General features: G+C 71.1%; 22 protein-coding genes. 10 read left to right on the top strand and 12 right to left on the bottom strand.

From position 1 onward, the window contains the following. Window positions 1–48: 48 nt before the first annotated feature. On the top strand, window positions 49–1,455 hold the full coding sequence (locus ABZZ74_RS08235; protein ID WP_356762476.1) for an FAD-dependent oxidoreductase: 1,407 nt from the start codon (window positions 49–51) through the stop codon (window positions 1,453–1,455). Window positions 1,456–1,543: 88 nt separating this feature from the next. Here ABZZ74_RS08235 and ABZZ74_RS08230 read toward each other — a convergent pair whose 3' ends face one another. Then, entirely contained in the window at window positions 1,544–3,124 is a 1,581-nt protein-coding gene (locus tag ABZZ74_RS08230; protein ID WP_356762475.1) for a methylmalonyl-CoA mutase family protein, read from the bottom strand. A gap of 234 nt (window positions 3,125–3,358) precedes the next feature. On the opposite strand from ABZZ74_RS08230, the gene ABZZ74_RS08225 reads away from it, so the two are divergent. Beyond that, window positions 3,359–4,174, top strand: a complete 816-nt coding sequence (locus tag ABZZ74_RS08225) for a L,D-transpeptidase family protein (protein WP_356762474.1) — start codon at window positions 3,359–3,361, stop codon at window positions 4,172–4,174. A 226-nt stretch (window positions 4,175–4,400) separates the two neighbouring features. Here ABZZ74_RS08225 and ABZZ74_RS08220 read toward each other — a convergent pair whose 3' ends face one another. The 5 genes from ABZZ74_RS08220 to ABZZ74_RS08200 form a co-directional block, all read right to left on the bottom strand. Then, window positions 4,401–5,603: a hypothetical protein gene (locus tag ABZZ74_RS08220; protein WP_356762473.1), complete on the bottom strand. Its 1,203-nt coding sequence runs from the start codon at window positions 5,601–5,603 to the stop codon at window positions 4,401–4,403. Beyond that, entirely contained in the window at window positions 5,603–6,265 is a 663-nt protein-coding gene (locus ABZZ74_RS08215; RefSeq protein ID WP_356762472.1) for an RNA polymerase sigma factor, read from the bottom strand. Before ABZZ74_RS08215 ends, ABZZ74_RS08220 begins: the two co-directional genes overlap by 1 nt. 299 nt (window positions 6,266–6,564) lie before the next feature. After that, complete coding sequence (locus tag ABZZ74_RS08210) at window positions 6,565–7,305, bottom strand: hypothetical protein (protein WP_356762471.1); 741 nt, start codon at window positions 7,303–7,305, stop codon at window positions 6,565–6,567. Beyond that, the gene (locus ABZZ74_RS08205) at window positions 7,298–7,603 is read right to left on the bottom strand and encodes a hypothetical protein (RefSeq protein ID WP_356762470.1); all 306 of its coding nucleotides are present in this window, start codon (window positions 7,601–7,603) and stop codon (window positions 7,298–7,300) included. Before ABZZ74_RS08205 ends, ABZZ74_RS08210 begins: the two co-directional genes overlap by 8 nt. Beyond that, complete coding sequence (locus ABZZ74_RS08200; protein ID WP_356762469.1) at window positions 7,600–8,217, bottom strand: RNA polymerase sigma factor; 618 nt, start codon at window positions 8,215–8,217, stop codon at window positions 7,600–7,602. Before ABZZ74_RS08200 ends, ABZZ74_RS08205 begins: the two co-directional genes overlap by 4 nt. Before the next feature lie 518 nt (window positions 8,218–8,735). Here ABZZ74_RS08200 and ABZZ74_RS08195 point away from each other — a divergent pair. Further along, complete coding sequence (locus tag ABZZ74_RS08195; protein WP_356762510.1) at window positions 8,736–10,805, top strand: peptidoglycan recognition protein; 2,070 nt, start codon at window positions 8,736–8,738, stop codon at window positions 10,803–10,805. A 40-nt stretch (window positions 10,806–10,845) separates the two neighbouring features. Here the strand turns inward: ABZZ74_RS08195 and ABZZ74_RS08190 are convergent, their stop codons facing one another. After that, window positions 10,846–12,318 carry an MFS transporter gene (locus tag ABZZ74_RS08190; protein ID WP_356762468.1) on the bottom strand — a complete coding sequence of 491 codons (1,473 nt, stop codon included), beginning with the start codon at window positions 12,316–12,318 and terminating at the stop codon, window positions 10,846–10,848. 75 nt (window positions 12,319–12,393) lie between these two features. After that, entirely contained in the window at window positions 12,394–12,783 is a 390-nt protein-coding gene (locus tag ABZZ74_RS08185; RefSeq protein ID WP_208778544.1) for a hypothetical protein, read from the bottom strand. 167 nt (window positions 12,784–12,950) lie between these two features. Between ABZZ74_RS08185 and ABZZ74_RS08180 the strand changes: the two genes are divergently transcribed. Then, on the top strand, window positions 12,951–13,394 hold the full coding sequence (locus ABZZ74_RS08180) for a DUF1877 family protein (RefSeq protein ID WP_356762467.1): 444 nt from the start codon (window positions 12,951–12,953) through the stop codon (window positions 13,392–13,394). On the opposite strand, the gene ABZZ74_RS08175 is transcribed toward ABZZ74_RS08180, so the two are convergent. The 3 genes from ABZZ74_RS08175 to ABZZ74_RS08165 all read right to left on the bottom strand — a co-directional run bounded on the left by ABZZ74_RS08175 (window position 13,383) and on the right by ABZZ74_RS08165 (window position 16,350). Further along, complete coding sequence (locus ABZZ74_RS08175) at window positions 13,383–13,967, bottom strand: hypothetical protein (protein ID WP_356762466.1); 585 nt, start codon at window positions 13,965–13,967, stop codon at window positions 13,383–13,385. The genes ABZZ74_RS08180 and ABZZ74_RS08175 overlap by 12 nt on opposite strands. Before the next feature lie 106 nt (window positions 13,968–14,073). Then, complete coding sequence (locus ABZZ74_RS08170; protein ID WP_356762465.1) at window positions 14,074–14,580, bottom strand: hypothetical protein; 507 nt, start codon at window positions 14,578–14,580, stop codon at window positions 14,074–14,076. 102 nt (window positions 14,581–14,682) lie between these two features. Continuing rightward, entirely contained in the window at window positions 14,683–16,350 is a 1,668-nt protein-coding gene (locus tag ABZZ74_RS08165; protein WP_356762464.1) for a family 20 glycosylhydrolase, read from the bottom strand. 155 nt (window positions 16,351–16,505) lie between these two features. On the opposite strand from ABZZ74_RS08165, the gene ABZZ74_RS08160 reads away from it, so the two are divergent. From ABZZ74_RS08160 to ABZZ74_RS08135, 6 genes are all read left to right on the top strand, one after another. Further along, on the top strand, window positions 16,506–17,087 hold the full coding sequence (locus tag ABZZ74_RS08160; protein WP_356762463.1) for a 2-oxo-4-hydroxy-4-carboxy-5-ureidoimidazoline decarboxylase: 582 nt from the start codon (window positions 16,506–16,508) through the stop codon (window positions 17,085–17,087). Between the two features lie 157 nt (window positions 17,088–17,244). Further along, window positions 17,245–17,625: a succinate dehydrogenase, cytochrome b556 subunit gene (gene sdhC / locus ABZZ74_RS08155; RefSeq protein ID WP_133043130.1), complete on the top strand. Its 381-nt coding sequence runs from the start codon at window positions 17,245–17,247 to the stop codon at window positions 17,623–17,625. Window positions 17,626–17,630: 5 nt separating this feature from the next. Then, window positions 17,631–18,113, top strand: coding sequence for a succinate dehydrogenase hydrophobic membrane anchor subunit (locus tag ABZZ74_RS08150; RefSeq protein ID WP_356762462.1), 483 nt, complete (start codon window positions 17,631–17,633; stop codon window positions 18,111–18,113). Window positions 18,114–18,132: 19 nt separating this feature from the next. Then, window positions 18,133–19,887 carry a succinate dehydrogenase flavoprotein subunit gene (gene sdhA, locus ABZZ74_RS08145; protein ID WP_356762461.1) on the top strand — a complete coding sequence of 585 codons (1,755 nt, stop codon included), beginning with the start codon at window positions 18,133–18,135 and terminating at the stop codon, window positions 19,885–19,887. Further along, a complete protein-coding gene (locus tag ABZZ74_RS08140; protein WP_133043133.1) occupies window positions 19,887–20,660 on the top strand; it encodes a succinate dehydrogenase iron-sulfur subunit in 774 nt (257 codons plus the stop codon). Before sdhA ends, ABZZ74_RS08140 begins: the two co-directional genes overlap by 1 nt. Before the next feature lie 125 nt (window positions 20,661–20,785). Next, on the top strand, window positions 20,786–21,358 hold the full coding sequence (locus ABZZ74_RS08135) for a hypothetical protein (protein WP_356762460.1): 573 nt from the start codon (window positions 20,786–20,788) through the stop codon (window positions 21,356–21,358). A gap of 3 nt (window positions 21,359–21,361) precedes the next feature. Here ABZZ74_RS08135 and ABZZ74_RS08130 read toward each other — a convergent pair whose 3' ends face one another. Next, complete coding sequence (locus ABZZ74_RS08130; RefSeq protein WP_356762459.1) at window positions 21,362–23,827, bottom strand: DUF4132 domain-containing protein; 2,466 nt, start codon at window positions 23,825–23,827, stop codon at window positions 21,362–21,364.

Genomic DNA, 23,827 nt, shown 5'->3' with positions numbered 1-23,827 from the left:
ACGGAACTTAACGACGTTAAGGAGAGTGTGACCGTGGAGGAGTGGATCATGAACACGGACGTACTGGTCGTGGGCGCCGGACCCACCGGCCTCACGCTCGGTATCGACCTCGCGCGGCGCGGGGTGGACGCGCTGGTGGTGGAGCGGGGCGAGGGACTGGCGCCCGGCTCGCGGGGCAAGGGCCTGCAGCCGCGGACTCAGGAGGTCTTCGACGACCTCGGGGTGATCGACGCGATGCGGGCGGCCGGCGGCCCCTATCCGGTCGGGATGATCTGGCAGGACGGCGAGCCGCAGGGCGAGCACCGGATGATGGACCCGGACGAGGACACCGACGAGGACTCGCCGTACCTGCTGCCGCTGATGGTGCCGCAGTGGCGCACGCAGGAGGTCCTGTACGCGCGCCTGACCGAGCTCGGCGGAAAGGTGGCCTTCGGGCACGAGCTGGTGGGCCTGGAGCAGGACGCGGACGGAGTGACGGCGCGCTTCGCGAGCGGCTCCACGGTGCGCGCCCGCTACCTGGTGGCCGCCGACGGAGGACGTTCGGCGGTACGGCGGGCGGTGGGGATCGGCATGGCCGGGGAGACGGTCGACCCCAACCCGGTGCTGGTGGCGGACGTACGGATCACCGGACTCGGCCGCGAGTACTGGCACATCTTCCCGCCCCGGGGCGAGGATGCGGGCTACCTGGCGATCTGCCCGCTCGCCGGGACGGACGAGTTCCAGCTGGTCGCGCAGTTCCCGGACGGCACGGAGGTGGACACCGGCCTGGAGGGCGTGCGCAGGGTGGCCGCCGAGCGCACGCACATCGCGCCGGCGGACATCACCACCCTGTCCTGGTCCTCCGAGTTCCGCCCCTGCGCGGCCCTCGCGGACCGCTTCCGCGCCGGGCGGGTCTTCCTCGCCGGGGACGCGGCACACGTCCACTCCCCCGCCGGCGGACAGGGCCTCAACACCAGCGTCCAGGACGCCTACAACCTGGGCTGGAAGCTGGGCGCGGTGCTGCGGGACGGCGCGGCCGCGGATCTCCTGGACACCTACGAGGAGGAACGGCGCCCCATCGCCGCCCATGTCCTGGGCCTGTCCACCGCCATCCACCGCGACGAGGCGCGTCGCGGCAGGGCGACCCGTCAGCTGGGGCTCGGCTACCCGGACTCCTCGCTGACCGCGGAGACCCGCACGGACCCGGCCGGCAACGTCCGCGCCGGCGACCGCGCACCGGACGCGGAGTGCGACACCGGCCGCCTCTTCGACGCCTTCCGCGGGCCGCACTGGACCCTGCTCGCCCTGGACACCGAGGCACCGGCCCCCGGGGAAGGGGTACGGCTCGTGCACGCGAGCACGCCGAAGCCGTACGGCAAGGGGCTCCTCCTGATCCGGCCGGACGGTTACGTCGGCTGGGCGGGCGACTCCGCGACCGGACTGGACGCCTACCTCACCCGGGTGGGCCTGAGCTGACCCCTGGGCGCTCGCCGGCGACCGCATGTCAGCGCGCTGAGGTAGAGGAAGCCGGCGAGCTGGCCGAAGTCTCGCAGGAGGGGTCTGATCAGAAGGCGTCCGAGGGGACGTAGGTGCCCCAGACCTCCCGCAGCGCGTTGCAGACCTCGCCGACCGTCGCGCGGGCGCGCAGGGCGTCCTTCATCGGGTAGAGGACGTTGTCCTCGCCCTCGGCCGCCTTCTTCAGGGCGTCCAGGGCCGCGTCCACCGCCTGCTGGTCGCGCTCGGCGCGCAGCTTCGCCAGGCGTTCGGCCTGCTGGGCCTCGATGGCGGGGTCGACGCGCAGGGGCTCGTAGGGCTCCTCCTCGTCGAGCTGGAAGCGGTTGACGCCGACCACCACCCGCTCGCCGGAGTCCGTCTCCTGGGCGATGCGGTAGGCGCTGCGCTCGATCTCGCTCTTCTGGAAGCCGTGCTCGATGGCGGAGACGGCCCCGCCGAGGTCCTCGACCTTCTGCATCAGTTCCAGCGCCGCGGCCTCGACGTCGTCGGTCATCTTCTCGATGACGTAGGACCCGGCGAAGGGGTCGACGGTCGCCGTCACGTCCGTCTCGTAGGCGAGGACCTGCTGGGTGCGCAGCGCCAGGCGGGCCGACTTGTCGGTCGGCAGGGCGATCGCCTCGTCGAAGGAGTTGGTGTGCAGGGACTGCGTGCCGCCGAGCACCGCGGCCAGGCCCTGGACGGCGACCCGGACCAGGTTCACCTCCGGCTGCTGGGCCGTCAGCTGCACGCCCGCCGTCTGCGTGTGGAAGCGCAGCATCAGCGACTTGGGGTTCTTCGCGCCGAACTCGTCCCGCATGACACGGGCCCAGATGCGCCGTGCGGCACGGAACTTGGCGACCTCTTCGAGGATCGTCGTGCGCGCCACGAAGAAGAAGGACAGGCGCGGGGCGAAGTCGTCGACGTCCATGCCGGCCGCGACCGCCGTGCGCACGTACTCGATGCCGTCCGCGAGCGTGAACGCGATCTCCTGCGCGGGCGAGGCACCGGCCTCCGCCATGTGGTAGCCGGAGATCGAGATGGTGTTCCACTTCGGGATCTCGGCCTTGCAGTACTTGAAGATGTCGGCGATCAGGCGCAGCGAGGGCTTGGGCGGGAAGATGTACGTCCCGCGGGCGATGTACTCCTTCAGCACGTCGTTCTGGATCGTGCCGGTCAACTGGTCGGCGGACACGCCCTGTTCCTCGGCGACCAGTTGGTACAGGAGCAGCAGCAACGACGCCGGCGCATTGATCGTCATCGACGTGGAGACCTTGTCCAGCGGGATGCCGCCGAACAGCACCCGCATGTCGTCGACCGAGTCGATGGCGACGCCCACCTTGCCGACCTCGCCGTGCGCGATCGGCGCGTCGGAGTCGTGGCCCATCTGGGTGGGCAGGTCGAAGGCGACCGACAGACCCATCGTGCCGTTGGCGATCAGCTGCTTGTAGCGGGCGTTGGACTCGGTCGCCGTACCGAAGCCTGCGTACTGGCGCATGGTCCAGGGCCGGCCGGTGTACATGGAGGGATACACGCCCCGCGTGAATGGGTACTCGCCCGGTTCGCCCAGCTTCTCGGCAGGGTCCCAGCCCTCCAGGCTCCCAGGCCCGTAGACCGGCTCGATGGGCAGTCCGGACTCCGACTCGCGCGCCATGGTGTGATGCCTCCCGCTGAGCTACTGGCCAGTACAGACCGACCCTCCTGCGGAGCGTAGCGGTGCCCGTGCGGCCCTTGCAGGGGAGCACGCTGGGACCTTCCTCACAGGTGTTCTGCGGCCTCCGTCACAACCATGCACCGCCGTTCGCGAGGCGTCACCCGCGGGCAGCATGTCAGGTGACACACGGGCTCATCGGTGAGACGTCGGGGGTCGGATTTGCGTACTACGGGCATGGGCACCAAGGCCGCCGTCGGCGCGGCGCTCGTGGCTCTGGTGAGCGTCTGGGGCTGCACCGTGCAGGGTGGCGACGGCAAGGGCGGATCGCCGGTGCACATCGTGCTGCCGAGCAGCACCCCGGCGACCGCCCGGTCCCACGACACGCGGAGCACGCCCCCCGCCACGTCCGGCTCCGGCGCCGCCGTGCTGTGGTCGCGCGGCGACTCGGGATCGGGAGTGCGCGAACTCCAGGCGCGGCTGCGGCAGGTGGACTGGCTCTTCGACGGTCCGACGGGGTCGTACGACGACCTGACCGAAGCCGCGGTCAAGGGGTTCCAGGGCAAGCGGGGGCTGCCGAAGACCGGTGAGACGGACACCGTCACCTGGCAGCGGCTGAAGAGGATGACCCACGAGCCGGGCACATGGGAGCTGTACCTGATGGGCGGGCAGCCGGCCGGCGCCCCCGATCCGCGCTGCACGACCGGGCGTGTGCTGTGCATCGACAAGACCACCCGCACCCTGCGCTGGATGATCGACGGCCGGACGGTCTCGGAGATGTCCGTCCGCTTCGGCGCCATCGGCACGCCCACCCGGGAGGGCGTGTTCCACGTGTACTGGAAGTCCCGCGACCACTGGTCGACGCTGTACGACTCCCCGATGCCGTACGCCATGTTCTTCAGCGGCGGCCAGGCGGTGCACTACTCGTACGACTTCGCGGCCCGCGGTTACGCCGGCGGCTCGCACGGCTGCGTCAACGTCCGGGACGAGGCGGCGATCTCGAGCCTGTACGCGCAGGTGCGCAACGGCGACAAGGTCGTCGTGTACCGCTGAGGCGTACCGAAGGGGATGTGTGGGGCGCGGGCGGGACCGGGGGAACGTGTCCCGCCCGCGCCGAGGTGCACGAGCCGTGGGTACGGGGGGAACCCCGGCTCTGTGCGACGGCCGATGACCAGTCGGCTCACTCTCTACTGCGTCGGAACGGCCGAAAACGTTACTGGCGCGGCCGAGAAAACATCCCGGCTTGCGTCGGCCCAGGTCAGAGGGGGCGACTGACGGTTCAGAGGGCGGTGTACGTCGGGGTCGGCGCCGGAGTGTGCGCCGCCAGGGGCGCGGCGGACGTGAGGGGGCCGTCGCCCGTGCCCGTTCCGCTGCCGCCGGAGCCGCCGCCAGGCGCTATGTGGTTGCCTTCGTCGTCGCCGCCGTGGCCGCCCTGGTCGCCCTGACCTCCGGAGCCGTTGCCCTCGCCCCGGCCGCCTTTGCCGTTGCCCCTGCCGTTGCCCCGGCCGTCGTCGCCCTTGCCGTTGCCCTTGCCGTCGTTGCCCTTGCCGCCCTTGGCGTTCTTGCCGTCGCGGGAGTTGGCCTCGGCGCCGAGGACGGTCTTGCAGTACTTCCAGACGCGGTCGGGCGTGGCGCCGCCGGCCGCGTTCTCCAGGGCCTGTCTGCGGTGGGCGGTCAGTTCCTTGCCGCCGAGCGCGTCCCGGCACGTCGAGGGAGCCTGCTCGCGCCACCAACTCCCGGCTTCGGCACCGGACTTGGCCGTCGGGTCGTCGTCGGGCGGGCCGCCCGGCGTGCCCGCTTCTGGGGTACCGCCGGTGGAGTCGTCGGGCGTGGGCGCGACCTGGGCTCCGCTCGGCGTGGGCGAGACCGGTGGACGGTCGGGCGTGACCCCGGCCGAGACGGCCGGACTCGGCTTGTCACGGCCGAACGGCGTCGGCAGGATTCCGCTTGTCGCCGCGGCGGCGACCCCGCCGACCATGCCGAGCGCCAGCGCGGCGGCCATCCCGAACCGCGCGGGCCGGCTCCAGCGGGGCCGCCGGGCGGCACGGTCGGGGGCGCCGATACTGATCAGCCCGGCGTCATGACCGCCCCCGGGAGGGCCGCTGTGACCACCTGCACGGCGATCGACATCGGAGGTCTGGCTCACCGCGGGGGTGGTCCGGCCTGGGGTGCGGGGGCCGACGGCGGTCATTCGGCCGGGATGAGCGGCCGAGGCATGTCCGTCACGGTGTCCGTCTCGGTGGCCCGCGCTGGTCTGCTCGGCGGCGCCCGCGGTCGAGCGTGCTGCGCGGAACGCGGCCAGGGCGGCTGCCTCGCCGGGGAGTTCGGCGTGGGCCGGCGCCTCCGGGGTGAGCGACTCCAGGGTTTTCGCGAGCCGTTCGGCCTGGTCGCGGGCGGCGGCGTCGACAGCGTCCAGTGACCCACCGCGCAGCAAAAGCTCCGCTGTTTCGCGGTCCAGCCACTTGTACTGCTCGTCGGCCATCACATGTCCTTCTGCGTCCGCGTGCGCAGATGCGTCACACTCGCGGACGTCACCGCACGCCCGTGCGGTTCTCGCTGGGGCGGCAGCGCGTCGAGGCCGCCGCTGGATTCCGGATCCTCGCCGAGCAGTTCGGCGAGACGCTTCAGACCGCGGTGTGCGGCCGTACGGACGGCGCCCGGCCGCTTGCCGAGCGTCTCGGCCGCGCTCTTGGCGTCGAGGCCCACGACCACGCGCAGCACGACCGCCTCGGCCTGGTCCTGCGGCAGCCGGGCGATCAGGGAGAGGGTGTGGTCGGTGGCGAGGGCCTCCATGGCCTCGCCCGCCGTGTCGGACTCCGCGGGCCTGGCGGTCAGTTCCGTCTCGTCACCGCCGATCGCGGGGCGGCGGCCGCGCATCCGTATGTGGTCCAGGGCGCGATTGCGGGCGATCCGGGCGGCCCAGCCCCGGAAGCGGTCCGCGTCTCCGCTGAACCGGTCCAGATCGCGGGCGATCTGCAGCCAGGCCTCGGAGGCCACGTCCTCCGCGTCCGGGTCGCCGACGAGGGTGCGGACGTATCCGAGCAGCCGGGGGTGCACGGTTCGGTACACAGCACGGAACGCGGTCTCGTCCCCGTCCTGTGCCGCAAGCACCGCGGCGGTCAGCTCCGCGTCGTCCCCCAGCACCCGTAATTCCTCAGTCGACGGTCGGCCGGTGGTCACGGCGATCATGCGAGAGCCACGCCCGGCGCGAAAGGCACGTTACGACCTGAAACCGCTGCTCGTCCATGTCCGTACAATTCTCAACCACTCCGTTACGAGACTGGTCGCACCCGGGGTGTGACAGAAACCGCACTCATGGCGCTGTAGGAGATACGGGCCGCAGCGCGGCCCGACCGCGCGACGGCCGGGGCCTCTCCTGTGGGGGGTGGCGGCCCCGGCCGTTGCTTCGGTGGCCGAAACCGCCGGGTTCGCCGGGGTGGCTGTCAGCCGTTCTTCCCGTTGCCGCCGTTGCCGTTGCCCTTGCCGGCGCTCTTGCCGTTGTCGGACGTGCCGGCGTCGTCGGCTCCGTTCCCCTTGCCGTTGCCGGGCATGGTGGTGGCCGTCTGGAGCCCCAGTTGCTCGGCGCAGTAGGCCGCGACGTTCGCCTCGCCGCCCGCGGCCGTGATCAGCCGTTGCCAGGCCGTCGACTGCAGTGCCTTGCCGTTGCCCTTGACGTGTTCGTAGGCCTTGCAGTGGGCCTCGGTGTCCTGCGCCGTGGACGGGCGGTCCGGGTGCGCGGTGCCGGGCGCGGTCGAGCCGTCCGACGGTCGGGGTGAGGGGTGGGTGGTGGGTGCGGTGGGCTGCGCCTGGGGCGGGTTCTTGTGGTCGGGGCCGGACGAGCCGACGGTGCCGATCGCCGCGAACGCGACGCCGCCCAGGGTGAGACCGGCCAGCGACAGGGTGAGCGTGGCCCTCAGGGAACGGCGGGTGCCGGTGCGCTCACGCGGGCGCCAGTCGTCACGGCGCCGGGTCCGCGCGCGGTGCGCGCCGGCGTCCCTCGCCTCCCGGAACGCGGCCACCGCCCGTCGCTCGGCCTCGCCGTCGACGCCGCCGGACCGCATGACCCCGGCCAGCAGGAACTCCAGTTCTGGTCCGTCCGCCCGCTGCCCGGCCCCGGACACGCTGCCGTCATGGTGCGCACGCCGACGACCGGGGGCACCGCCCTCGCTCTGCCGTTCACCCATGCCCGCATCCATCCGTGTCCGACGGCCGTCCGCCGTCGCCGTAACCGTCACCACCAGGACCGACCCGAAGGCCGAGCCACACACCCGCGCGACCACCGAAGCCGCCACGCGAGCCACCACCGACACCTGCGCCGGCCCATGAACCGACCCATGAACCGACACCGCCAACAGCAGCTCCCGTGCCGGAGTCGGTGCGCGGAGCCGCGGTGGTGTCCTCGTACGTCGTGCGTCCGGTCGGGTCCGTCGCGTCGTCGGCGTCCACGCCGTGGTTGACGTACGTTCCGCCGCTGACGTTCATTTCGACTCCCCCAGCGTCCGGGGGTCGTCATTCGTCACACCCGGGGCGCCGAGCAGGGCGGCCAGGCGCTTCAGGCCCCGGTGGGCGGCCGTGCGGACCGCGCCGGGGCGTTTGCCGAGGACGCGGGCCGCGGCGGGGCCGTCGAGGCCGACGACCACCCGCAGCAGCACGGCCTCGGCCTGGTCGCGGGGCAGTTCGCGGAGGAGTTCCAGGGCGCGCTCGGTGGACAGCGCCTCCAGGGCCTGGTCGTGGGTGCTGTGCGGCCCGGGCAGGTCCAGTACGTCCTGCTCCAGCCCCGCCGACCGGGGCCGTACCTTCTGCCGGCGCAGATGGTCCAGCGCGCGGTGCCGGGCGATGGTCGCCGTCCAGCCGCGGAAGCCCGCCCCGTCGCCGCGGAACCGTCCGAGATCGCGGGCGATCTCCAGCCAGGCGTCCGACGCCACGTCCTCCGCGTCGTCGCCGACGATCCCGCGCAGATAGCCGAGCAGTCCGGGCTGCACGATCCGGTACGCCGCCGCGAACGCGGCCTCGTCGCCCTCCTGGGCCCGCGCGACGGCCGCGCCCAGCTCCCCGTCGGACGCCTGCGTGCGGCGGGATTCCCGTGCCTGGCCCAACGACTGTCCTCGTTCGTACGCGTGCGAAGGTGGCCCTGCCGGGCCCGCCCCGTGCGGCACCTCCGTCCGTGCGCACACCTCCACGCTCATCAGCGCCAGGCGTCACGGAAGTGTCACAGCCCGTCAATCGGGAGCGCCCGGAACCCCGGGGGTGACGTTTGGCCATCGGTCAACGCTGTGTGTATGTGCCACCTGTGCAACACCAGTGACAGGTGTGGCAGGTGTGGCAGGTGTGGCACGTTTGCCGGTCACGGTCTTTCTTTTCTAGGGGTGGGGTAGTGAGTCCACGCGGCACGCGTGCGTACAGACCGCTGAGCTTCAAGCGCCGGGCGTGGCTGACGCTCGGCGCGGTGGTGCTGGGGAGCGGGGGTGTGGTGACGTACGCCGTCGCCGGCCCGTCCGCCGACCACGGCGCCGGTGTCCGGGCCAAGCGCCCGGTGAAGGTCTACGACCTGGCGCTGAAGGGCACCACGAGCGGCAAGCGGGAGCTGCCCCGCACCGAGACCAGACAGTTCTCGATGCTCGGCGTCTCCTGGACGGGACCGACCCAGCGGCTGCACGGCACCGCCCAGGTCCGTACCCGCAGTCTGGAGACCGGCGCGTGGTCCGCCTGGCGCGACCTGGAGACGGACACGGCCCCGCTGGTCGACCCCGAGGCCGGTTCCGACGCCCGCGGCGCGTCCGAGCCGCTGTGGGTCGGACCCTCCGACGGCGTCGAGGTCCAGGTCGTCCACAAGGACGGCTCCACCAGCGCCGGCCTGCCCAAGGGCCTGCAGGTCAACCTGGTCGACCCCGGCGTCGCGACGACCGCCGAGACGAAGGCCACAGAGCCGGCCGCGTACGTCGCGGAGGCGAGCCCGACGGACGGCACGTCCCCGAGCGACAGCCCGAGCCCGAGCGACTCCGTGCCGCCGACGGATTCCGTCCCGCCGACGGACTCCGTGTCACCGACCGACTCCGTCTCCCCGAGCGCCAGCGTCTCCGCACCGCCGAGCGACTCGGCCTCCCCGTCCGCGAGTTCGTCCCCGTCGGCGAGCGCGTCCGTGAGCGTCCCGCCGGCGCCGCCGTCCACCGTCCCCGAGCCGCCGGTCGTCTCGCGGGCCGGCTGGGGCGCCGACGAGTCGCTCAGCCCCGATCCGTCGGAGTACAACGCCGATGTGAAGGCCGTGTTCGTGCACCACACGGACGGCTCGAACGACTACTCGTGCGCCGACTCAGCGGCGATCGTGCGGGGCATCTACGCGTACCACACGCAGACCAACGGCTGGAACGACATCGGCTACAACTTCCTGGTCGACAAGTGCGGCACGATCTTCGAGGGCCGCAAGGGCGGCGTCGACCGTCCCGTGCTCGGCGCGCACACCTACGGCTGGAACCGTGAGTCGGCCGGCATCGCGGTGCTCGGCGAGTACACCACCACCGGCGCCTCCAACGCCGCGCTGGAGTCGGTCGCCCGGATCGCGGCCTGGAAGCTCGGCCAGTACGACGCCGACCCGGCGACGACCGTGCAGCTCAAGTCGGGCGCCGCGCAGACGAACTACTTCGGCACCGGCTTCACCGCGGGCGGTTCCTACACCTTCAACCGGATCTCCGGTCACCGCGACGGCTACAACACCCAGTGCCCCGGCAGCTCCCTCTACGCCCAGCTGCCGACGATCCGCGCCTGGGCGTCCGGCCCGGTGCAGGGCCTGAAGCTCACCTCGCTGTCGGGTGCGGCCCTGTCCGGCTCGACGTACTACACCAAGGGCGCGATCACGGTGAAGTGGTCGACGACGACCCCGGGGTCGCTGATCTCCCGGTTCGAGCTGCTGGTGGACGGCAAGGTCGCGGCCACCGCCTCCGGCACGGCCACCTCGGTCGGCGCCACGCTGCCCTCGGGCCGTCACAGCGTCGCCGTACGGGCCGTGCACCAGTCCGGCAAGACCGCGACGAGCTCCGCGCTGACCGTTGTCACCGACACCACGGCGCCCACCTTCACGACCGCGCCGCAGATCTCCCTGCGCACCGGCACCGTCAACACCACGGCCGTCCCGGTCACCCTCGGCTGGAAGGCGGCCGACGACGCGGCCCTGAAGTCGGTGAGCCTGCTGTCGCCGACGACGGCCACCTTCGGCCCGACCACGACCAGCTCCAGCCGCACCGCCACGTCCGGTACGGCGAGCACCTGGTCGATGAAGGCGTACGACTACGCGGGCAACACCCGCACCTCGTCGCCGTCCTACACGCCGGTGATCCTGCAGGAGACCTCGGCCGTCAAGTCCGGCAGCTGGACGGCCCGTTCGTCCAGCAGCTACCTCGGCGGGAAGTCGTACTCCAGCGGTTCCAAGGGCGCGAGCCTGACGTGGACCTTCACCGGCCGCTCGGCGTCCTGGGTGGTGTCGCGGGCGTCCACCTCGGGTCAGGCGTACGTGTACGTCGACGGCGTGAAGGTGAGCACGGTCGACCTGAAGTCCTCCACGACCCTGTACCGCCAGGCGATCTGGACCAAGACCTGGTCCGGGAGCGCCAAGCACACGGTGAAGATCGTGGTGGTCGGCACGAGCGGCCGTCCGACGGTCACGACGGACGGCCTCGTGTACATCAAGTAGATCATGTACATGAAGTAGATCGTGTACATCAAGTAATACGTCACATAGCGCTGTCGACCGGTTCGGGCGTCCTCTCCTGCGCGGCTTGCGGAGTGGGCGCCCGGTCCGCGTTCACGACCACCCCGGCGATCAGCGCGGCCAGCAGCAACGCCGCCATCGCCCACCAGGTGGCGACGTTGAAGCCGTGCACCGTGGCCTCGGCCGCGAGCTGCCGCCGGTTCACCCCGGGTCCCGCGTGCGCGGTCAGATAGCGCGCGGTCACGGTCGCGGCGATGGTGTTCAGCAGCGCCGTACCGATCGAACCGCCCACCTGCTGCGCGGTGTTGAAGGTCGCGGAGGCCGCGCCCGAGTCGCGCGGCGCGACGCTTCCGGTGGCCAGCGACACGGACGTCATCATCGCCGTGCCCATGCCGAGGCCCAGCATCAGCATCGCGGGCAGGATGTGCGAGGCGTAGGCGGGCTCCACGCCCACCTGCGCGATGATCGCCAGCGCGCCCGCGGCCAGCAGCAGCCCCGGCACCATCAGCGCCCGTGGCGGCACCTGGTTCAGCAGCCGGGCGGCGACCTGAGTGGAGCCGGTGATCATGCCGACGGTGATGGGCAGATAGGCGAGGCCCGTCTTGACCGGCGAGTATCCGAGGATGCCCTGCATGTAGTAGGTGAGGAACAGGAAGACGCCGAACATGCCGATGGTGGTCAGCAGCACGGTCAGGAACGCCCCGACCCGCTGCCGGTCCTTCACCACCGACATCGGCAGCAGCGGCACCCGCGCCCTCGTCTGCCACCATCCGAACACCGCGAGCAGGACGACCCCGGCGCCGAGCAGCGTCAGCACCAGGCCGTCGCTCCAGCCCCTGGACTCCGCCTCGGAGAAGCCGTACACGAGCGAGAGCATCCCGGCCGACCCGAGCAACGCGCCCGGCACGTCCAGACGGGCGCCGGGGTGGCGGACGCCGGACTCCAGCAGGGCCATGGCGCCGAAGAAGGCGATCAGGGCGATGGGCACGTTGACGTAGAGGCACCAGCGCCAGTTCAGGTACTGGGTCAGGAACCCGCCCGCGAGCAGGCCCACCGCGGCACCGGCGCCGATGATGGCGCCGAAGATGCCGAACGCCTTCCCGCGGTCCTTGGGGTCGGTGAAGGTCGTGGCCAGCAGCGACAGCGCGGACGGGGCGAGCAGCGCGGCGAAGACGCCCTGCAGGGCGCGCGCGCCGAACAGCATCCCGGAGTTCGCCGCGGCACCGCCGAGCGCGGAGGCGGCGGCGAAGCCGAGCAGCCCGATGACGAAGGTCGTCTTCCGGCCGACCAGGTCGGAGACCCGGCCGCCGAGCAGCAGCAGCCCACCGAAGGCCAGCGTGTACGCGGTGATGACCCACTGCCGGTTCCCGTCCGACATGTGCAGCGCGGACTGGGCGGACGGCAGGGCGATGTTCACGATGGTCATGTCGAGGACGACCATCAACTGGGCGAGCGCGATGACGACGAGGGCCCACCAACGACGGTTGTCAGCCATGCCCCCATCGTGCTCCGCGTCACACTTGTTTGGGAACGGACGCGTCTCTTATTACGGCGATTTTGCTCCCGCCCCTTAGCGCGACCCTGCTCCCGCCTCCCGGCACAGCAACCGCAGCGACCCGTCACCAAGGAAGCACCGCCGGGCCTCGTCGACCGGGTCCCACAGCCGCCCGTCCGGCGTGCGCAGCCAGTGCTCGCCCCCGCTCGCCCACCACTCGGCACCGGTCTGACGGACGATCACCTCACCCGCGTACGCCCCGAAGCCGCGCAGCACCCGCTCCACGGCGGCGTACGGCGGCGCGTCCCGGCGCATCTCGTCGATCAGGCGGTCGACGCGCCACAGGCTCTGCGCCGAGTAGTCGAGGCGCAGCCGCGCCCCCTCCCGCATCGCCGCCACCGCGTCCGCCGCCCACCGCACGGGCTTCGCCGCCGCGTTCGGCCTGGTCTCCTGGAAGGTAGTCACATAGCCATGAGCGGTCCGGGCGTGCCGTGTGTCACACGAAATCGGGCCCTTCTCCCGGACCGGCGCAGGACCGCCCCAGCTCCGCCCCACCACGGTCACAGGAACCCCTCAGCTGGGCGTTGTGCCCGGGAGTGACGCTTCGCCCGTTCCGTGCGCTCCTCTCACTGATGAGCCTGTACTTCCATCTCCGCGCGGTGCCGCCCTCGGCGCTGCGCAACAGCGCGAACTGGTTGCAACGGCTGTTCGAGGACGACTGGGACACCGTGCGCGAACGTATGGACCGCCACCGTGAGGAGGTCCTGGACACGACCTACCTGGACCAGCACGCCCTCTACGGCCCGGCGGCCGACGTGGTCCTCGGCGGCACCTCGGTGCCCCCGTTCCTGCTGCTGACCGCGGCCCAGGTGGCCCGGGTCAGCGCGTTCCTGCAGTCGACGGACTTCGAGTCCCTCTGGCAGAAGGCGAGGGACGACCTGCTGGCCGACTACGGCGGCCCCGACGCCGAACCGGAACTGCACGCCCTGTTCGCGGCGGCCCACCGCGACCTCGCCGCCTTCTACGCCCGCACGACGGAGTACGGAGACGCCGTGGTGAAGTGCCTACTGCGCTGAGGGCCCCCGGTGCGTCCGCGCCCGCCGCGAGACGACGGCCCGCAGCACCCGGCGCCCCTCCACCGACACCTCCAGCGCCCGCCGCAACCCGGCGGGACCATGCCCGGCGAGCAGCTCCAGAACGGTCGTCTGCCGCCGCAGCTCCGCCGCCACCAGCGGCGACATGCCCTCCGTCAGCCCCTCCCGCCGGGAGTCGACCGAGGAGGCGCGGTCGGCGAGCGGGTCCAGCAGCCGGTGTATCTGCAGCGCGGCGACCGAACACCCGTCGGCCCACACCCGCATCTCCCGTCTCGACCGCTCCGCCGGCGCGGCGGCCAACATCCGCCGAGCCAGCAGGGCCGCCTCGTCCTCGACGGACCCGGCGTACTCCTCCGCCCCGGCCAGCTTGCCCCGCACCTGCTCCAGCAGCGTCCCCCACTCCGCGTCGTCCCCGGCGTCGGACAGGCTCCCCCACAGCGGCCGCAGCACCTCGTCGTCGCCGCCCAGCAGCGGCACGCAGCGATCCAAACAAGCCAGCCCGCTGGCGGCCAGTCCGCGTTCGTCGGCCTGAGCGATCAGTTCCACCAGGCTCATCCACGCCTCCCTCTGCGGGCCCCTGCGAGGCTCCACCGGGCCTTCACCGGGCCCTTCCTTAACGGAGCCCGCACTTCCCCTTACTGCGCGCGACGGCCCGTGAGTGTCACAGGGGCACCACCCCGAGCCGGTCGAGCAGCCGGAAGAAAAGGGTTTCGGCCAACGGATCGGGCTCCGCGGTCAGGACCTCTACCAGCGGCTCCGCCGTCACCTCGTGCCCGGCCTCCGCGGCCCAGGCGACGGCCCGCTCGGCGGCATCGCGGGGTTCCAGGAAGTAGTCCTCGAGGGTGAGCCCCTCGTTCCCGGCGTCGAGGTACCCGGCCATCGCGGCCCGCGCCAGACACGTGGTCCAGGCCCCGCTCTCCGGCGCCGCCGCCTCCACCACCACCGACGCGCTGTCCATGACGTACCCGAAGAGCGCCGGCGCGCCGGTCTGAGCGGCGAGGACGTTCATGTTCCCGAGCTCGCCGTCCTCGCTCGGGTACTCCCAGACCTGCCAGCCGCCGGGCGCCTCGGCCCGCAGCTCCATGCCCTCCTTGGCGCCGGCCAGCGCGTCCAGCCCGGCGAGCGGCCGCTCGTCGCGCCCGACGACGTAGTACCCCCAGTAGCCCATGTCCGTTCCCCCACGGCTCGTCGACTTCGGCTCGCGCCGAACACACCACGGTCGTACGACAAGTACGACTGTTCGCAGCCCTACGGGAGAAGGGAGCCGGCGTCAACCCAGCCGGCCGGCCAGCGCCTTGAACCGCGTCCACGACAGCGCGGGCCGCCCCGGATCCCACAGCTTCTGGACCGTGGCCCGCAGCGGCATCCGGATGCCCGCGGCGACCTGGTCCTGGGTCTGCGAGTTCGACAGGTCGCACCACACGGCGAAGGAGCCGCCGAGGATCTGCCCGTCGTACCGCGAGGGAACCGCCGTGGTGCCGCGCACCACGAGCGGGGTCCACTGCTCGTAGATGCGCTGCCCGGTCGGGTAGACGAAGTTGTTGGGCTGTCCGAGCACGTAGTACAGGTACTCGTCGTTGTAGTTGATGACCTTCCGTCCCGCGCTCAGATACTCGACCGGCTGACGGGCCCCGTACTCCTTGCCGGTCCAGTACCCGACCTGGAGGTCCTTGGCGGGCTGCACCGACGTGCCGCGGAGGAAGCCGTCGTTCCAGGCGCGCATCGTGCGGTCGTGGGCGCGGATCGTGTCCGCGCGGTCGTTGAGCCACCCGGTCGTCAGGTCGGAGACGGTCGCGCCGGAGCCGTACTTGTCCCGGGCGGCGGTGGCCAGCTGCGGGAAGGACGCCTGCGGGTTGGACACGACGAGCGCCTGGTACTCGTCGCCGCCGAGGTTCCACTGGTCGCCGGGGAAGAGACCGGCGTACTCGTTCAGCAGATCGTCGACGATCTTCGCCGCGGCGGGCTTGGAGATGTCGACCGCGCCGCGCACGGGCACACCCCGGACGTTGCGCAGCTGCAGATCCGGATGAGCGGCGATCACCGCTCCCAGATGTCCCGGCGAGTCGATCTCGGGCACCACGGTGATGTGCCGCGAGGCCGCGAGCGCGACGATCTGCTTCACCTCGGCCTTGGTCAGATGCGGCTGTGAGACGACCTCGGGATGGCTGCTGGACTCGATCCGGAAGCCCTGGTCGTCGGAGAAGTGCAGGCCCAGCTGGTTGAACTTCAGGTCACCGAGCTCCCGCACCCGGTCCTCGATCCACCGCGCGGTGAAGTTCTTGCGCGCGATGTCCAGCATGAACCCGCGCACCGGCTTGGCCGGCTGGTCGCGTACGACACCCTCGGGCGCCGTGCGGCCGCCGTGGACCTCCTGCTTCAGCGTGCGCGTGCCGTAGAACACCCCGGAGTCGGCGGGCCCGCTGATGCTCACCCGCCCGCCGCGCACGGTCATGACGTACGACTCCGGATTCGCGCCCTGGCCGCCGCCCAGCGCCAGCCGCACGTCCCCGGCCTTGACGTCGTTCCTCTCACCGGCGTACGTCAGCCCCAGCTCGGAGGCGATCAGCCGGCCCTCGTCGGCCAGCCGCGGATCGCCCACCACCACCCGCTCACCGCGTGCGGGACGCCAGCCGGGTCCGTGCGCCGCGGTGTGCGAGCGCACGGCGGGAATGGTCTGCGGGGCCTGCGAGAGGGGGTACGAGCGGGTGGGGCTCGGTGTCGGGCTGCCCGCGCGCGGCGCGGTGGACGTGGGGTCCGAGCCGCCGCCGGACTTCTGCGCCTGCTCCCGCGCGGACGCGGCGGGCGCGCTGTCGTCGCCCCCCGAGGCCCACAGCCCGAGGCTCACTCCGGCCCCGACCGTCACGGCGAGCGCCGCTCCGATCACGATCCCTGGCTTCACGTTCCGCGCCGGCCGCCGACGCCGCCTGTGCTGACTCACACCGCCAACCTAAGACTCCCGGGCGGACGCGGGGGTCCACCAAGCGTTCCGAAACTCTCCCCTGCGGGTGAAATTCGGGCATCCGTCGGACACGTCACGCCCACTCTCGATAACGTGACGTCACACCTCTCACAGCTTCCCCTGCCGAAACACACGTGACGCCCACACACCTTCCCTGCCGAGCGGCCATACCGACGCTGCCCACCCTCCTGGACGCCTTCAACGCGGCCCCGGCCGACGACGCCCGCAAACTCCTCCTGGACTGCCTCCGCAGCCTCCGCTGGGCCCACCGGGTGGCGGACCACCGCCCCTACCCGGACATCGCCGCGCTGCTGGCCGCCTCCGACGAGGCCGCGTACGACCTGAGCCCGGCGGACCTCTCGGAAGCCCTGGCCGCCGAGGCCCTCCCCACGCTACCCGACGGCACGTACTCAGCCGCCCATACCGCGATGAGAGCGGCACAAGCCGCATACGAGACAAAATTCGGCCACGCCTTCGTGATCTGCGTCGACGGAGTCCCCCCGGGCGAGGTCCTGGACCACGTCTTGGCAGCCATCCGGTCACGGTTGACAAACGATCCGGAGGAGGAGCGGCTCGTGGCGGCCGAGGAACTCCGTCGCCTCGCGAAGGAACGGCTCGGCGAACTCCTCAGGGGCCCAGGAACGGCGCGACCAGCCACGACGGCGCCGCACCCGGCAAATAACAGGACTCCCCACCCCATAAGCCGCAAACGCTAACCCAAACGCGTGCCACATTGATCACACCGGTAGGCCCCCTGTAAGCGTCAAGCCAGCGGCTAGCTACGATGCTGGGGGCCGGTGGACCGTACCCGGCCGGGCCCGACCGACAGCACAAGCCGGCGCGGCCCCAATCCCCGCTCCCGGAGGGACTTCCGTGCCGGCTGGAACGCTGTACCGCGGCCGGGAAGGAATGTGGTCCTGGGTGGCTCACCGAGTCACCGGCGTCCTCATCTTCTTCTTCCTGTTCGTTCACGTGCTGGACACCGCTCTCGTCCGTGTGTCACCCGAGGACTACGACAAGGTCGTAGCCACGTACAAGACCCCGATCGTGGGACTGCTGGAGTACGGCCTCGTCGCCGCCATCCTCTTCCACGCGCTCAACGGCCTGCGCGTCATCGCCGTCGACTTCTGGTCGAAGGGCCCGCGCTACCAGAAGCAGATGCTCTGGTCCGTCGTGGGCATCTGGGTCGTGCTGATGATCGGGGCGATCTACCCCGTCCTCGGCCACGCCGCTCGTGAACTGTTCGGGAGCTGACACCGATGGCCACCACCGAATCCACCCCCTCCGGCGTCGGCCCGGTCGAGGGCGAGTCCCTCTACAACGTCGACAACCCGGCGCCGTTCATCGAGGCCCCGCGCAAGCGCACCAAGAAGACCCCGAAGTCCACCCGGGGCAACTTCGAGATGTACGGCTGGCTCTTCATGCGCCTGTCCGGCATCGTGCTGGTCGTCCTGGTCCTCGGCCACCTGCTGATCCAGCTCGTGCTCGACGGCGGCGTGTCGAAGATCGGCTTCGCCTTCGTGGCCGGCCGCTGGGCGAGCCCCTTCTGGCAGGTCTGGGACCTGCTGATGCTCTGGCTCGCGATGCTGCACGGCGCCAACGGCCTGCGCACGGTCATCAACGACTACGCGGAGCGCGCGAACACCCGGCTGTGGCTCAAGGGCCTGCTCTACACCGCCACGGTGTTCACCATCCTGCTGGGCACGCTGGTGATCTTCACCTTCGACCCGAACATCCGCTAGGCACGGGGCTGCGAGAATCATGAAGATCCACAAGTACGACACCGTCATCGTCGGCGCCGGTGGCGCGGGCATGCGCGCGGCCATCGAGTCCACCAAGCGCAGCCGCACCGCCGTGCTGACCAAGCTCTACCCCACCCGCTCCCACACGGGCGCCGCGCAGGGCGGCATGGCCGCCGCGCTGGCGAACGTGGAGGAGGACAACTGGGAGTGGCACACCTTCGACACGGTCAAGGGCGGTGACTACCTGGTCGACCAGGACGCCGCCGAGATCCTGGCGAAGGAGGCCATCGACTCGGTCCTCGACCTGGAGAAGATGGGCCTGCCGTTCAACCGCACCCCGAACGGCACGATCGACCAGCGCCGCTTCGGCGGTCACAGCCGCAACCACGGTGAGGCGCCGGTCCGCCGGTCCTGCTACGCGGCCGACCGCACCGGCCACATGATCCTGCAGACGCTGTACCAGAACTGCGTGAAGGAGGGCGTGGAGTTCTTCAACGAGTTCTACGTCCTGGACCAGCTGATCACCGAGGTCGACGGCGTCAAGAAGTCCGCCGGTGTCGTGGCGTACGAGCTGGCGACCGGCGAGATCCACGTCTTCCAGGCGAAGGCCGTGATCTACGCGTCCGGCGGTTGCGGCAAGTTCTTCAAGGTGACGTCCAACGCGCACACCCTGACCGGTGACGGCCAGGCCGCCGTCTACCGTCGCGGGCTGCCGCTGGAGGACATGGAGTTCTTCCAGTTCCACCCGACCGGCATCTGGCGCATGGGCATCCTGCTGACGGAGGGCGCCCGCGGTGAGGGCGGCATCCTGCGCAACAAGGACGGCGAGCGCTTCATGGAGAAGTACGCGCCGGTCATGAAGGACCTCGCGTCCCGTGACGTCGTCTCCCGCTCCATCTACACGGAGATCCGCGAGGGCCGCGGCTGCGGTCCCGAGGGCGACCACGTCTACCTCGACCTCACGCACCTGCCGCCGGAGCAGCTGGACGCCAAGCTCCCGGACATCACCGAGTTCGCGCGCACCTACCTGGGCATCGAGCCGTACACGGACCCGATCCCGATCCAGCCCACCGCGCACTACGCGATGGGCGGCATCCCGACGAACGTCGAGGGTGAGGTCCTGGCGGACAACACGACCGTCGTCCCCGGCCTGTACGCGGCCGGCGAGGTCGCCTGTGTGTCGGTGCACGGCGCGAACCGTCTGGGCACCAACTCCCTCCTGGACATCAACGTGTTCGGCCGTCGGGCCGGTATCGCGGCGGCGGAGTACAGCCAGAAGGCCGACTTCGTCGAGCTGCCGGAGAACCCGGCCGAGCTCGTGGTCTCGACGATCGAGCAGCTGCGTACGTCGACGGGGACCGAGCGGGTCTCCGTGCTCCGCCGTGAGCTGCAGGAGACCATGGACGCCAACGTGATGGTGTTCCGCACCGAGCAGACGATCAAGACGGCCGTCGAGAAGATCGCCGAGCTGCGCGAGCGCTACCGGAACGTCGCGATCCAGGACAAGGGCAAGCGGTTCAACACCGACCTGCTGGAGGCCATCGAGCTGGGCAACCTGCTGGAGCTGGCCGAGGTCATGGCGGTCTCCGCGCTGGCCCGCAAGGAGTCCCGCGGCGGTCACTACCGCGAGGACTACCCGAACCGCGACGACGTCAACTTCATGCGCCACACCATGGCGTACCGCGAGGTGGGCGACGACGGCACCGAGACCGTGCGCCTGGACTACAAGCCGGTCGTCCAGACCCGCTACCAGCCGATGGAGCGTAAGTACTGATGGCAACTCCGACCCTGGAGAAGGCGGACGCGGCCCCCGAGCCCGGCTTCGCCGACTCCCCCTACATCACGGTCACCTTCCGGATCCGCCGCTTCAACCCGGAGGTCTCGGCCGAGGCGGTCTGGGAAGACTTCCAGCTGGAGATCGACCCGAAGGAGCGCGTCCTCGACGGCCTCCACAAGATCAAGTGGGACGTCGACGGCACGCTGACCTTCCGCCGCTCCTGCGCGCACGGCATCTGCGGTTCGGACGCGATGCGGATCAACGGCAAGAACCGTCTTGCCTGCAAGACCCTCATCAAGGACATCAACCCCGAGAAGCCGATCACGGTCGAGCCCATCAAGGGCCTCACGGTCCTGAAGGACCTGGTCGTGGACATGGAGCCGTTCTTCCAGGCGTACCGGGACGTCATGCCCTTCCTCATCACGAAGGACACGAACGAGCCCACGCGCGAGCGGCTGCAGACGGCGGAGGACCGCGAGCGCTTCGACGACACCACGAAGTGCATCCTCTGCGCCGCGTGCACGTCGTCCTGCCCGGTCTTCTGGAACGACGGCCAGTACTTCGGTCCGGCCGCCATCGTCAACGCGCACCGCTTCATCTTCGACTCGCGTGACGAGGCGGGCGAGCAGCGCCTGGAGATCCTCAACGACCGCGACGGCGTCTGGCGCTGCCGCACCACCTTCAACTGCACGGACGCCTGCCCCCGGGGCATCGAGGTCACCAAGGCGATCCAGGAAGTGAAGCGGGCACTGATCACCCGTCGCTTCTGATCGGGCGTCTTCGGCGCTCGCGCGTCAAAAGCCGTACGACGAGGGGCCGTTCCTCCCAGTCCGGGAGGGGCGGCCCCTCGCTCGGTATAACCTGATTCGGTTACGGCGACAGACGGGGGACGAGCATGACCGAGCCGAATCCGTACCAGGGTGGAGCGGCTGAGTGGGGGCCGGACAAGCCGCCCGCGCAGCCTCCGACGACGCCTCCACCGGGGTACGGCTATCCCAACTCCGCGCCCGGTTACGGCTATCCGCAGCAGCCCGCCGCACCGGCGTACGGCTACCCCGGACAACCCGCCACTCCGGCCTACGGATTCCCGCAGCAGCCGGGTGCGCCGGCCCCCATGGGCGGCGCGCCGGTGCTGGCCATCGGGGACATCACGGTGATGGGCGACCAGATCATCACGCCCGCCGGCACCATGCCGCTGCGCGGCGCGGTGTGGAACGCCACCGACATGTCGCACACCGAGGAGAAGATCCCGACGGTCGCCATCGTGCTCGCGATCATCTTCTTCATCTTCTGTCTGCTCGGTCTGTTCTTCCTCCTGATGAAGGAGAAGAAGACCACCGGCTTCATCCAGGTCACCGTGACCAGCGCGGGCCGGCACCACTCGACGATGGTCCCGGCCCTCGGCCCGCACACCTTCCCCGCGGTCATGGGACAGATCAACTACGCCCGCTCGCTCAGCAGCATGTGACCCTCACAGCTGGCTGAGGATCGTCGGGTCGGTGATCCTCGTGTCCTCGGCCAGCAGCATCGCCTTGCTGAGAATGACCCTGAGCATGCGGTCGCCCTCGTAGGGCAGGTAGCCGGTCTGCGGGGTGCCCCCGCCCGCCTTGGGGACGATGCACAGGTACTGGTCGTTCGGGGTCATGAGGATGTTGCCCGAGCCGAGGTGGATCTTGTACGTGTGGCGCTCGCCCTTCACGTGCAGGAAGCGGCCCTCGATGACGCACCGGTCGGCTATCGCGAGCCGGGGTATCAACCGCTCCAGCAGCGCCCGGCGGGTCTCGGCGCTCTGGCCCAGCTCGCCGAAGCCGTAGCCCGACCAGTAGGCGCGGAAGCGGCCGCCGGGGCCGCCGTCCTGCCAGGTCGGGTCGTTGCCGACGCTGGCCACACCGACGAACAGGTCGACATCCCGCAGGACTTCGGACAGCACGAGGGCTGGAATGTCGGCGAGGGGAAGCGGGTCGACGCGGCCGACGCCGCCTCTGCGCTCCATGCGGTACTCGCCGCCGCAGCAGTGCGCCCAGTTCTGCGGGGCGTCGATCGGATAGAAGCGGACCTGGTCGGTGCGCAGCCGCAGGAAGCTGCCGGACTCGGTGATCTCCTCGAAGCGCTCGCCGCCGTCGCCCTCGATCCAGTACTCGGCGCGCAGTCCCCAGCGGGGCAGCTCACGGGTGGCGGGCGGTGCCTCGTCGTCGACGGCCAGCCGCAGCTTGTTGCGCCAACCCCGGATCGCGGCGAGGGAGTTGAACTGGTGCTGGCGCAGGACGTGCCCCGCGAAGCGGTTCGAGTACGTGCCCGTGGCGCGCTCGGCGTCGGTGAGGAGGTACACCTCGCGATGGGCCTGCTTGAAGGGCTGGGTGATGCGGTGCCGCTCCAGCCAGTCCCGCCAGGCGACGATCTCGGCGGGGTCATGGCCGACGGGGTGCCAGAGCCGGACCTCGCCGCCCTCGGTGACGGGCTCGTCGGTGAGGGTGCGCAGGCTTCCGTCCGCGTGTCCGACGGTCCTGCCGTCCACCGTCCACAGCAGGCGCCGAGCGAGGGTGCCGACCAGGGGATGGTCCAGGTACCGCTCCCGCCAGGCGCCGTAGGCCCAGGTGCGGTCGGCGAGGAACTGGCGGTCCAGGCGCTCGCTCTGCGCCGAGAGCATCTTGTCGATGTCCCTGACGGACGCCTTGAGCTCCTTGAGCTCTTCGGGGTGGTCGCGCTTCACGGCCGCCGGCGCGCTCTTGACGGCCTTCCCCGTCGCGCTGCGCCACCCCAACAGGGCTTTGCCGCCCGTCACTTCGACCAGGGCGGTGTTCTCTCCGAGCCGCAGCTCCGTCCGGCCCACCTCGGTCAGCCCGTAGGTGGGCACGGCCAGTTCCTCGATCTCCTCGCGGGTGAGGCCGAGGGCGGTTGCGCGGGACTCCAGGGCCGCGTCGATCAGCTTGCCGGTGGCCTTGTACGTCACCCGGGTGGCGAGCCGGGCCAGCTCGGCCAGAGCCGCCTCCCCTTCCATCCGGGCGAGCGCGTTGACTCCCGCGTTGGCGACCTTCGGGTTGCGCGGCCCGAGTCCGGCGACCTTCCGGAGGGAGGTGTCGATGAGCGTTCCCAAGGCGCGTGCGGTGTCGGGGTGCGGTGGCAGGAGGGCGAGCAGCCAGGCCAGCCCACGCAGGGCGTTGGCGTTGTAGGGGTCGTACGCCTCGCTGAGATGGGACTCGTAGTCGCCGTGCAGCAGGGGGAACGTGCGGGGTCGGCCGACGAGGGCGAGCCAGGGCAGGACGGTCACCCGGACACGGTCCGGGCCCAGGGCATCCGCGAGCTCGGTGGCCCGCTTGTCCCACTTGGGGCTGGGCCTTGCCGCGGTCGCGGTCGCGGCGTGGGCGAGCAGGGCGTGCCAGTCGGGGTCGCCGCCCGCGTCCGCCAGGGCCCGTTCGGCCCACTCCTCGCCGACGTTCAGGGCGGGGTGGGTGAGCTTCTTCGCCGTGCGGTGCAGGGTCTCGTCCTGGTAGGTCTCCAGGGCGGAGCGGCGGAAGGCGGCAACGACGGCGGGCGCGAGCGGGCGGCCCGCGGCCAGCTCGGCCTCGGCCAGGGCCTCGTGGTGCGATCCGCTCCAGAACGAGTGCTGCCGGCCCAGCTCGCCGAGCTTCTCCAGCCGCTGCGCCGCCAGCCAGTCCTGGGGCAGTCCGTGCGCGACGACCCCGAGCAGGGTCAGCGCGTTCTCCTGGGAGACGGGTCCGGCCAGGTCCGAGTGATAGGCGGCGGCGAATCCGTCGGCGAGCAGCCTGCGGGTGCCGGGCGGCAGTTCGCGCAGCCGGTCGAGCACGCCGCTCCACAGCCCCGACCAGCTGCCGTTGTTGGCGGCCGCCGCCTTGAGCATGTCGACGGCCAGCTCGTCCAGCTTCCCGGCGGCGACCCGCTGCCCGATGAGGTCCTTGTACCTCTGGACTTCGCCCAT

The sequence above is a fragment of the Streptomyces sp. NPDC006476 genome, assembly GCF_040612015.1.
In the GTDB taxonomy this organism is placed as follows: Bacteria; Actinomycetota; Actinomycetes; order Streptomycetales; family Streptomycetaceae; genus Streptomyces; species Streptomyces griseorubiginosus_B.
This window is presented reverse-complemented; position numbering and strand designations above follow the sequence as displayed.